The sequence below is a fragment of the Chryseobacterium sp. HNCC26DJ241 genome (genome assembly GCF_057180505.1).
Map to the genome: position 1 here is coordinate 1 of NZ_JBXUGL010000053.1, position 10,966 is coordinate 10,966.

The following is a 10,966-nucleotide window of genomic DNA, read 5'->3' on the forward strand; positions in this document are numbered from 1 at the left end:
ATATGTCAAACTGCCAACAGGCGGAATGATAGAATATGAATTCGGAGCTAATCAATTATTGGGGCATGCTTTTTATTATCCGGATAAAAATAGTACACACTACATTGATATGATTCGAAATCCTGCCTACGGTTTTATAGATAAAGAAATTCAATATTTGAAAAAAGTAGAAACTATTGATTTTGATACTAATATAAGTAAAATATACTCTATAACAGGACTCACAAAAAATCCATATACAAAATTTTGGATAAAACAGACTGTTTTAGATTACTATCCCCCTGATCCGAATGATGATGGAAATAATCCTAATTTTGGTACTCCAGGTCCACCGGATCCAGGATTTTCTTTACGTTTATCTGTAGTAAATGGAAATAACACAATAGAAAACTCAGCTATTGAGGGAACTGATTATAAACCTATGCCTAATTATTATGTCTCCAACAATAATAACACTAAAATTATTCTGTCGGGATCTGGAGGAAATGGTTTTTTTGAAATATATGAATTGAATTACCTTAATCCGCCTTATATTAACCAAAGTAGAATGTCTAACATAGGAGTAAGGGTTGAGAGAATTAAATTCTATGATCATGCTCCTTCTGTTAACAATAATATGCAACCCACAAAAACTATAGAATTTAATTATAATCAGTTTAACAATTCTCAATTAACAAGTGGTGAGGAAATTTTGGATGAATATAAATCAATTGTAGTATATAGAAATATAAAAGTAACAGAAAGTGATAAGTCAGGTCATATCAAATATTATTATATGACTTCTAAAGATCTTCCTCATTATCCTTATGAATACAATGACGAACATAATATTGAAGTATGGCCTAATTATAATCTATTCAAAAAGGGGCTTTTAGAGAAAAAAGAAGTATATGATATAAATAATAACCTGCTATCTTCTTCTCAATACACTTATACTTTACCCACATTTGATCCTCAGAAAAAATATAAAATAGATATACAAAGAACAGTTGGAAATCCTATTCCTATCTATACCCAAGAATCTTTCCCTGAAAAAATAAAAACAGAAGAAACTTCATATGATTCTCAAGGAAATGCATTAACCATTACTTCAGAAAAAACATTCAATCAAGAAAACAATAATTTGATAAGCGAGAAAAATATTTCTGCCGACGGTATTATTTCTGAAACCGAGTATCAATACGCCACAGAAAAAAATAACACTAAACTTATAGGAGCAGGTATGCTGTCTATTCCTTTAGAAGTGACGCAAAAACTGAATGGTAGTGAAGCCGGAAAAATAGAAACCAAGTATGAACATGCAGGCAATTATTTCCCTTCCTCCGTAAAATCTACCGGAATAGGAGGAGTGGTAAAAGACGAAGAAAAAAATGATCTCTATGATGCGATGGGCAATGTTCTGCAGTCCACCTCCAAAACCGGAATTCCTACAGCATATGTATACGGATATAATTCTACATTGCTTATTGCAAAAGTAGAAGGAATAAAATATGCTGATCTAATGACAATATTTGGTCTAAGTTCTTCTGTTGATGCTTATAAAAGTCTGGATATCTATACTAAGTCCAATCTGGACATTGACGACGCTTCAGAAGAAACCTTAAGACAAAAACAAGACGAGTTCAGGCTAAAAACCGAATTGAAAGATTATTTGGTTACCACCTATACCTATGATCCATTAATTGGAATAAAAAGCGTGACCTCACCAAGCGGCAACAAAGAATATTACTATTATGATAATGCCAACCGCTTGATCCGTGTGGAAGATATCAACCACAACATTATCAAGCAGAACCAGTATAAAAACAGTCTTTATACCAATTAATATCCTAATGATAATAAAAGAAAATTCTACTGACCTTGGAGTTTTTTGCGTGAAGAAATTTAAAACTGTTTTCGTAAAGAAATTTCCGGTGTTTGAGCATGTTAATAATGTTTTAATTGACAAACCCGTTTGTTTTCATGCGAGTTCGGAAATTTTAGAAAATAGTTTTGAATTTTAGCAAAAGAATCCAGTCTTGATTTTTTGGTTCTTTTGCATCAAGGCAAAAGAATGAGAATAATACAAAAAATAAAACAATGAAAAAAACATTTCTCTATATATCACTACTATTGGGCCTATCCGGAAAAGTCTTTTCACAGACCTTTTCGCCCAACGAAACCTACACCTATACCCGTGTTTTTCTGGAGCCTGTTACTACCGGTTCTTCCAACCTTGCTACTGCAAAATCTAAACAAGCCGTCGAATATACCGACGGATTAGGAAGACCCAAGCAGAGCATCAGCATCAATGCCGTAAAGGCCAATAAGGATATTGTTGTTTCCTACTTTTATGATGCAGATGGAAGGCAAACGAAACAATACCTCCCTATTTCCACAGCAAGTGGAAGTGGCCAGCTAAGAACAGTTTCGGAAGCGGATATCAATTCCTATTACGGAACGACCAACGCTTATTCCGAAATACAGTATGATAATTCTCCACTGAGCCGAGTGATGAAAAAAGCCAGTCCGGGAACGGACTGGAGCATGACTTCCAGCCATGTACAGGAATTCTCGTATGAATTTAATGAAGCCAATACCATAAAAAAATATTCGGCAACGCTTAATACTACCACCTTTGCCAACTCTTTCAGCGATGATGGTTTTTATGCAGCCAACGTACTGTATAAAACTTCAGCAAAAGATGAAGACGGAAATATCACTACCGAATATAAAAACAGCTTGGGAAATGTGGTGATGACACGTGTGAAGAACGGAGCCATTTTTCTGGATACCTATTATGTGTACAACCAGTACAATCAGTTGGCGTATGTGATTCCACCACTGAATCCCGGAGAAGACATCTCCATTGGTACTACAAGAGATAAAATTGCTTACCAATATCAATACGATGCACAAGGAAGGCTTACCGAAAAGCAGCTTCCCGGAAAAGGCAGAGAATATTATGTGTATGATAAAGAAAACCGCATCATTATGTCTGCGGACACCAAACTGAGAACACAAGGAAAATGGTCTTTTGTAAAATATGATAAACTCGGCAGAACGCTCTATACCGGATTATGCACGGGCGGAACCAGAGCAACGGAACAAACGAATGCAGATGCAGCTACCGTACTTTTTGAGAGCAGAACTACTGCTGTAGGATTCACCGGTTCGTCACTGGCAATTTATTACACCAAAAATGCGTATCCTACTGCCATTACGGATGTATTGTCTGTCAATTATTATGACCAGTATCCGGCTGGTGTTCCGGTAACCCGACCAACGAGCATATATTCTCAGAATACCCTTTCCGATGCCGCTACGGATAACCACAATACCAAATCCATGCTCACGGCATCTTTTGTACGGAATGTGGAAAATATATCTTGGAACAAAACTCTTTTTTGGTATGATGCTAAAGAACGTTTAATAGGAAATCACAAGATCTCCTATCTCGGTGGAACTACCAAAACCGAAATGCAGCTTGATTTTGCAGGAAATATCACCGAATCCAAAGTCTACCACAGAAGACAGGCAACTAATACGGATGTGATAGTGAAACAGCGGTATGTATTTTCTCCGCAGAATCTCCTTTTGCAGCATTATCATCAGGTGGACACCCAACCGGAAGAATTGCTGGAAGAACTTACCTATGACGATCTGGGGCGTATTACCACCAAAAAAGTCGGCGGCACTGTCATTCCGACAACAGGAGGAATCTCTGCTCCGTTGCAAACTCTGGATTACACCTATAATGTCCGTGGCTGGCTTACCTCCATTAACGATCCTGCTAATCTGGGAACCGATCTTTTTGGGCTGAAGATGAACTTTAACCAACGAGACGGAGTGGAAACGCCCAACAATGATTTCCCTTCTCTTCAGGTGAAGCCGAAGTACAACGGAAGCATTGCAGAAATATCATGGGCGACATCCGCAGATTATGTGGAACGGTACGGATATGTATACGACCAAAGCGGAAGACTTTCCGCAGGACTGTATCAGCATCCTTATAATGCTTATCAGAAGGACAATAGCGAGATCGCTACCTATGACAACAGAGGCAACATCAAAACCTTGTACCGTACCGCATACAAACCGCTGAAAGGCTCTACAATCCTTATTGACAATCTGGATTATAGCTACGACGGCAATCGCCTATCCAAGATCAACGATATATCCGGAAATACCAACGGATACAAAGGCGGAAATATAGCTGTATCCTATGATGACAACGGAAACATCACGGCAATGCCGGACAGGGGAATTACCAACATTTCGTATAATTTCCTGAATCTGCCTTCTTCCATTACAGATGCCAACTCTACAGGATTTTTATACAGTGCTGATGGAGTCAAACTGAAGAAAACACTTGCCGTTACCAAGCAAGACGGAACAAAGGTGAATATTATTACCGAATACTTAGATGGTTTTCAATATTCTACGCCCAATACTTCAGAAATCAATAGCCTTTTTGCAGCACCTGTTGCAGATAGTGGTGCAGAATCGGCTAAAACGGCTTCACAACCCGAAGCATTTTCTGCAACACAAAAAACGGTAGTCGCAGCACAACCGGGAGGCACTATTGTATTAGACTTGGTTTTCTTCCCAACCTCCGAAGGATTTTACGATTATAAAAATAAAAAGTATATTTACCAGTATAAAGACCAAGTGGGAAATGTACGGGTAAGTTATGCTAAAAATTCCACAACAGGCAGCGCAGAAGCTCTTGATTTTAACAAGTATTATCCTTTTGGGATGAATTTCCTTAATTCTACAGGAATTTCAAATTATGATCCTTTAGGGATTCCGTACAACTATAAGTACAACGGAAAGGAGCTTCAAGAAACAGGTTTGTACGATTATGGATGGAGACAGTATATGTCCGATATCGGAAGATGGAATGGGATGGATCAGCTTTCTGAAAATTATGCTTCCTTTTCTCCGTATGCGTATGTGATGAATAATCCTGTTATGATGTATGATCCGGATGGAAGACAAAGTGAGCATTGGTTAAGAGATATCTATGACAGTGGATTAAGTGGCAGCAGACAAAGTAATAGTTCTTTTTTTAGTTACGGATATTCGGGAAGCTATCTAAATCCGGATAATATAAAACCTTTAGAAAATGGCTATGTTCCTTTTGGCAGCACATCGGCATATAATGAAATGTGGAAAGCGGTATTGGGAAATTACAACATGCAATTAAAGAATAATGGCAATGGATATTTTACGTATTGGACATGGGGAATGCCCTCCATGCAAATATCCGGTGAAGATATGGAAGTGAACTCCGGTGAAGCTATGATCCATATGATGAAAATTGATGGTAATAACTATTGGACTGCTTTAAATACAGCAGATAATTATCATGAAATGACAGAATTCGGACTGGGAAGCACTTTAGGAGCAGCCGAAACCTATTCCAGCAGTCTTATTAAAAACGGGAAAATGATTAAAGCTAATTCTTGGTTTAAAACTTATAACCTCTATCGTGCTAATGGCGCATTAAACGGAAACAGGTATATTTCTGCTACTAAATTTTTAAACAGAGCAAGAATGCTTAGAACTGTTAGTAATAGTAAAGTTGTGAAAGGAATAGGATACTTAGGAGTAGCTATTTCTGTTGAACAATTTAGAGAAAGTCATCATCCAGGTTATATAACAAGAGGTGTAGTTGGTGCTTTATTAAATAGAATTCCGTATGCAGGAGCAGCATTAGCATTTGGAATAGAACAGACCGATATTGATTATTGGAATGCATGGACTTGGGCGGCAAAAGTACAAGGGAGTGATCATTATAACTATTTACATCCTGATGAATAAAACAATGTTAAAGATTAAAAACGCATATTTATATGCTTATTATGAATGTTATTTGCAAGAACATTATTTCTATAAGGATCATAAGAATAAAAACTTTTTTGCGGTTACAACATTAGGTATGGTTTTGATCTTTTTATTAGAATTTCCTATACTAATGCTAATTGATAAGACAATAGGATTACCTCCAAAAGTATATAGATATCCTCTAATAATAGGAATTGCTTGTTTGCAATTATTCTTAACATCTAAATTAATAGGTGATAATGATTTAACCGAAAAAATTAATGCATTTTATTCCAATAAAAAAGTTGTAAAAGAATCCCGAATGATTGTTTGGATTTTTGTACTCTTATGTATTGCATTTTGGGTATTTGTAATAATGTATGATGGATATTAATGGTAATAAGGGAATGTTTTAGAAGTATTGGCAACAAATTACAGTATTGATTTTCAATACTGTAATTTTATAAATTAAGCAAAAAAGTAAAATTTGAAATGATATTTTGGGTAGTAAGCGTAGTAGAAAATAGAAAAATAGCTACTTAAAATATTGAAGACATAGGAAGTGTTTCAAAGATGTTGGTGAGGCAAAAACAGAATAAGCAATGTCTTGATCGAACAAGACAATGTCTCAATCGAATAAAGTAATGTCCCAAACAAATAATATAATGTCTCGGCCAAACAAAGCAATGTCCCAATCAAACAAGAGAATGTATTAATCGGATAAAGGTATGTCCCAATCGAACAAGACCATGTCTCAACCAAGCAAAGCACGGTCTCAAGCGAATAAGGCTTTTACGATTATAAAAATAAAAAGTATATTTACCAGTACAAAGACCATTTGGGGAATGTAAGAGTAAGCTATGCTAAAAATTCCACAACGGGCAGCGCAGAAGCTCTTGATTTTAACAAGTATTATCCTTTCGGGATGAATTTCCTTAATTCTACAGGAATTTCAAATTATGATCCTTTAGGGATTCCGTACAACTATAAGTACAACGGAAAGGAGCTTCAAGAAACAGGTTTGTATGATTACGGATGGAGACAGTATATGTCCGATATCGGAAGATGGAATGGGATGGATCAGCTTTCTGAAAATTATGCTTCCTTTTCTCCGTATGCGTATGTGATGAATAATCCTATTTCATTGTTTGATCCGGATGGAAGAGTGACCAATGATTGGCTAATGAATTTTTGGAACAACTCACCAAATTGCGGAACCACAACATGGACTAATACGGGAGATGGATTTGCAAGTGATCGCTATCGTAGAGATGGAAAAAGCGGATATATTGATTATGCGGGTAATTTTACTTATTTGGTTAATATTCCCAATGTAGTAATCAATGCAAGAGGAAATACCAAAACTTGGAACAATTCTTCCAATTATGGCTACAACAGCTATCTAATGATGAGCAAGATTACAGGTGCTTTAGGGGATTTTAATTATGATGTGAATAGCAGCAATATGGGCAGGTACATTCAAAATTCTAAAGCTTCTATGGAAGTAGCAGAATTTGAAAGGTTTCTTTTCCTAGAATTACCAATGTCTTTTGCAGGAGGAGAATTGTTTGCAGCAGGTTGGAGAGCGGCTGGTGTCGGAAAATATCTTTCAAATATTGCTAGTAAGACATTTAAGATTGCAAGTAGTGGAGGAGGAGAAACTTTACCTATGGCTGTTCAAAAAATAATTCCACAAGGAACAAAAATTGCCGATATAATAAATGATATTAAAGGTTTAACTTGGGAAACAGGGAATGAACATGCTGTTGTAAGATTGGCAAATGGAGAAAAGGCAATAGTAAGTGGTGGACCAGGTGGAATTCAATTCGAAATAGGGCAAATAAAAACTCTTTTTGGTCATACTCATCCTACATCTGCACCTGCTAGTGCTGCTGATTTTAATGCACTAAAAATTTTAAATCAAAGTAGACAATATATTTTTCATGGTGGGGAAACAACCTTAATAAGACCTTAAAAAAGAGAAAATATGGCAATAAATTTTATAAATCAAACCCAATGCAAATTATGTAATGAAATCATATCCTCCACTAAGGATATGATTTCATTTCCTCCATTTATTCAAAACACTAAAGATATTTTCTATCAGTTTTCGGATTCTTCATTTCATTTGCATTGCATAAATAAACATATTCTAGGGAAAAGGGCAATAAATTTTGCAAATGAATTTATTATAAAGACCAGACCAGAAAATAGAAAATGTATTGTAGATGGGAATATAATTAAAAAATATGAGGACTATTTATTCATTGATTTACTAACATCTAATGAAAAAGAAGAGTTACATAAGTACAATTTTATTACATTGAATAAAAACAATGTACATAAGTGGGATAATAGAAATAATTTTACTCAATGTGCAAAAAAATTTATGAATGATGGAAAATGGGGAGACTTTACTTATTTTAAATATTTAGATTATTTAATAAATATGATAGAGGGAATTCATTAAATATTTTCGTAAAAATTAGAACATTTTATAAAGCAGATCCTAATATAAGTTCTACTCCATTTCAAGATGCTCTTGACTTTGCTGCAAGTTTAACAAAATAAAATTATGATAAATCTAGATTTAAATACAGCAATAAATATATTGTCATTAAATGAATTTTCAAAAATGACAGATGAAGAAAAAGAAGAAATAATTGAACTTGAGGGAATTGAAAAAGAAGAGATTTTTGAATACTTGAAAGAACAGTATATTGGGATAAAAGTTTCATATATAGAAGAAAAGATCAAAAATTTATATCAATTATCAATTAATGTTAATGGTACTCCAAAAGAATTATTTGCATGCCCTTGTTGTAACTACAAAACAATTCTTGAAAAAGGAAATTATCAAATTTGTAAGGTATGTTTCTGGGAAGATGATGGAGGTAATGATGAATTTAAGTATAGTCATGTAAATCATATGACACTAAAAGATGCAAAAGATAATTTTAAAACAAAGGGTGCTATTTTAGACAAATTTTTGAAATTTGTTGACAATGAGGGCAAATTGAAATATTATAAAAATGGGTGATGTGGCAATGTGGCAATGTTCCACATGTGTTGGTACCAGGTAATGTTCCAAATGTGTTGGTAACAAATTACAACTGTCTTACGTGGTAGTAATTTAGTAAAAAATCGTTTTATACCTCAATAACATGGAAATATTAAAAAAAATATTGAAAGACAAAGCTAATCGAGTAAATCTTATTAAAGAATTTCAAGAATTAGTTTGGAATGATGAAAATTCTAATGATATACTTTCCCCCTGCTGGCGCGAGCGTCTCGCTCGTGTCTGTAGATAAAAACAACCCTCGCAAAAATGCGAGGGATTTTTATTTTCTTTTTCAAGGACTTTTTGCAGCACCTGTTGCGGATAGCGGTGCAGAATCTGCAAAAACAGCATCCGAGCCGGAGGCATTTTCTTCCGTAGCAAAAACCATAGTACCACCAAGTGCAAATGTTTTGGAATTGGTTTTCTTCCCTACCTCCGAAGGATTTTATGATTATAAAAATAAAAAGTATATTTACCAGTACAAAGACCATCTTGGAAACGTGAGACAGAGTTATACTAAAAATACAGCCACCAATACGATTGACATTCTGGATAGAAATGACTACTATCCTTTCGGAATGAATTTCTACAGTTACTATGGTTCTGCGTATGATGCAAAGGGAACGGCTTTTAACTACAAGTACAATGGTAAGGAATTGCAAGAGACTGGAATGTATGATTTTGGGGCAAGGATGTATATGGCAGATCTGGGACGCTGGTTTAATGTAGATCCGCTCGCGGAGAAAATGAGAAGATTTAGCCCTTATAACTATGCATGGGATAATCCTATTATGTTTGTTGATCCTGACGGAATGTTTGCTACACCTCCTGATGATTATTTGGATGTTAATGGCAGATATTTAGGAAGCGATGGCGCTGCAACTAAAAATGTAAGAGTTATCAATAGAACTGATTGGAATAACATCAAAGAAGAAAAAGGAGGCACTCTGTCAGCAGAGGCAACAGTTGCTTTACAAGCAAAAAGTACAATTGTGACCATAAATACCACTCAAATTAGTGGTGATATAAATAATGCTAATAATGAAACTATTGCAGACCAAACGAAAGAAAGACAGGTCTGGGTAGGTTTAGAAGTTACAAGAGGAGATGTTCCTACTGCGCAAGTGACATCTACTAGAGGACCTGATGGAACAGATGGTCAGGCAATAATATCCACTACCTCTTTTACAGACGCATCAGGAAATACTATAAAAACTACTTTTGAAGGAACTAAATTAATTGTTGGATCTCAGGTTCATACACATAATAAGTCTCAGAAACCAGATCACGTAACGCAGCCTGGAACATCTCCTATAGACGCACAAACTTCTAATAGCAATAAGATACCAATATATGCTGTAGATTCATATACAGGGACTCAAAAAAATGGGAATACAATTAATCGAGTTATTCCAAATGGAAGTACCAATGTAGCTGGTACCACATCAAATAATAATATTGGTCAAGAAACTTTAAATAATATGGTTAATAAACAAAAATATCCATAATGAAAAAAATTATATTAATACTAATATTGAACTTTTGTTTTCATAGTTGTTACTCACAAAAAACAACCTCAGATATAATATACTTTTTACCCCCTTCTGTTGTTGATATTCTTAATAAAGAGCTTCACAATACAGATATAAATGATAAAGTCTATATGGTTTTAGACAAAGAAAATATGGATACTTATATTCTATATTTAAGTAACATTGATTCTCCTAAAAACTTTTGGGTAGAACATTCAAATAGAGCTGTATTCTTACAAGGAAAATTAATTCCACTTTATTTTTATTCAGACGAGTACTTTTCATATGCAGAAAAAGGAGAAAATGTATTGAAAAAATTAGGAACAGAAGAAGAGATTAGAAAAGTCAATTATATTCGAGACAACGTTTTTAATATAAAATTTAAACTCAGCGGAGAAATAGTAAAGTAAACACACACGCTGCTCAAAGTCTCCCGACTTTGAGCAGATAAAACAAACCCACTACAATTGCGGTGGGTTTTGTGTTTTTATAAAGTTGCTACATTTTTATTAAAGAACTCGCTACACCACAGGTAGATGACTTGATTCTTTTATTTTTTCCTACA

7 protein-coding genes and 1 pseudogene are annotated in these 10,966 nt (G+C 34.9%); all 8 read left to right on the top strand.

Annotated elements, in window-relative coordinates; genetic code table 11:
• Positions 1–1,825, top strand: a pseudogene (locus tag AC2A1C_RS15190) (hypothetical protein); the annotation flags it as partial.
• A 254-nt stretch (positions 1,826–2,079) separates the two neighbouring features.
• Positions 2,080–5,805, top strand: a complete 3,726-nt coding sequence (locus tag AC2A1C_RS15195) for a DUF6443 domain-containing protein (RefSeq protein ID WP_484026759.1) — start codon at positions 2,080–2,082, stop codon at positions 5,803–5,805.
• A gap of 4 nt (positions 5,806–5,809) precedes the next feature.
• On the top strand, positions 5,810–6,202 hold the full coding sequence (locus AC2A1C_RS15200) for a hypothetical protein (protein ID WP_484026760.1): 393 nt from the start codon (positions 5,810–5,812) through the stop codon (positions 6,200–6,202).
• 444 nt (positions 6,203–6,646) lie between these two features.
• Entirely contained in the window at positions 6,647–7,783 is a 1,137-nt protein-coding gene (locus AC2A1C_RS15205; RefSeq protein WP_484026761.1) for an RHS repeat-associated core domain-containing protein, read from the top strand.
• A gap of 12 nt (positions 7,784–7,795) precedes the next feature.
• On the top strand, positions 7,796–8,278 hold the full coding sequence (locus AC2A1C_RS15210; RefSeq protein ID WP_484026763.1) for a hypothetical protein: 483 nt from the start codon (positions 7,796–7,798) through the stop codon (positions 8,276–8,278).
• A 105-nt stretch (positions 8,279–8,383) separates the two neighbouring features.
• Complete coding sequence (locus AC2A1C_RS15215) at positions 8,384–8,848, top strand: CPCC family cysteine-rich protein (protein ID WP_484026764.1); 465 nt, start codon at positions 8,384–8,386, stop codon at positions 8,846–8,848.
• Positions 8,849–9,066: 218 nt separating this feature from the next.
• Positions 9,067–10,377 carry an RHS repeat-associated core domain-containing protein gene (locus AC2A1C_RS15220; RefSeq protein WP_484026765.1) on the top strand — a complete coding sequence of 437 codons (1,311 nt, stop codon included), beginning with the start codon at positions 9,067–9,069 and terminating at the stop codon, positions 10,375–10,377.
• A complete protein-coding gene (locus AC2A1C_RS15225) occupies positions 10,377–10,811 on the top strand; it encodes a hypothetical protein (RefSeq protein WP_484026766.1) in 435 nt (144 codons plus the stop codon). The genes AC2A1C_RS15220 and AC2A1C_RS15225 overlap by 1 nt, the downstream gene beginning before the upstream one ends.
• Positions 10,812–10,966 lie beyond the last annotated feature (155 nt).

Coding starts and splice junctions, on each gene's coding strand:
- AC2A1C_RS15200 (WP_484026760.1), top strand. CDS start 5,810: ATGTTAAAGATTAAAAACGCATATTTATATGCTTATTATGAATGTTAT.
- AC2A1C_RS15220 (WP_484026765.1), top strand. CDS start 9,067: ATGATATACTTTCCCCCTGCTGGCGCGAGCGTCTCGCTCGTGTCTGTA.
- AC2A1C_RS15215 (WP_484026764.1), top strand. CDS start 8,384: ATGATAAATCTAGATTTAAATACAGCAATAAATATATTGTCATTAAAT.
- AC2A1C_RS15225 (WP_484026766.1), top strand. CDS start 10,377: ATGAAAAAAATTATATTAATACTAATATTGAACTTTTGTTTTCATAGT.
- AC2A1C_RS15195 (WP_484026759.1), top strand. CDS start 2,080: ATGAAAAAAACATTTCTCTATATATCACTACTATTGGGCCTATCCGGA.
- AC2A1C_RS15210 (WP_484026763.1), top strand. CDS start 7,796: ATGGCAATAAATTTTATAAATCAAACCCAATGCAAATTATGTAATGAA.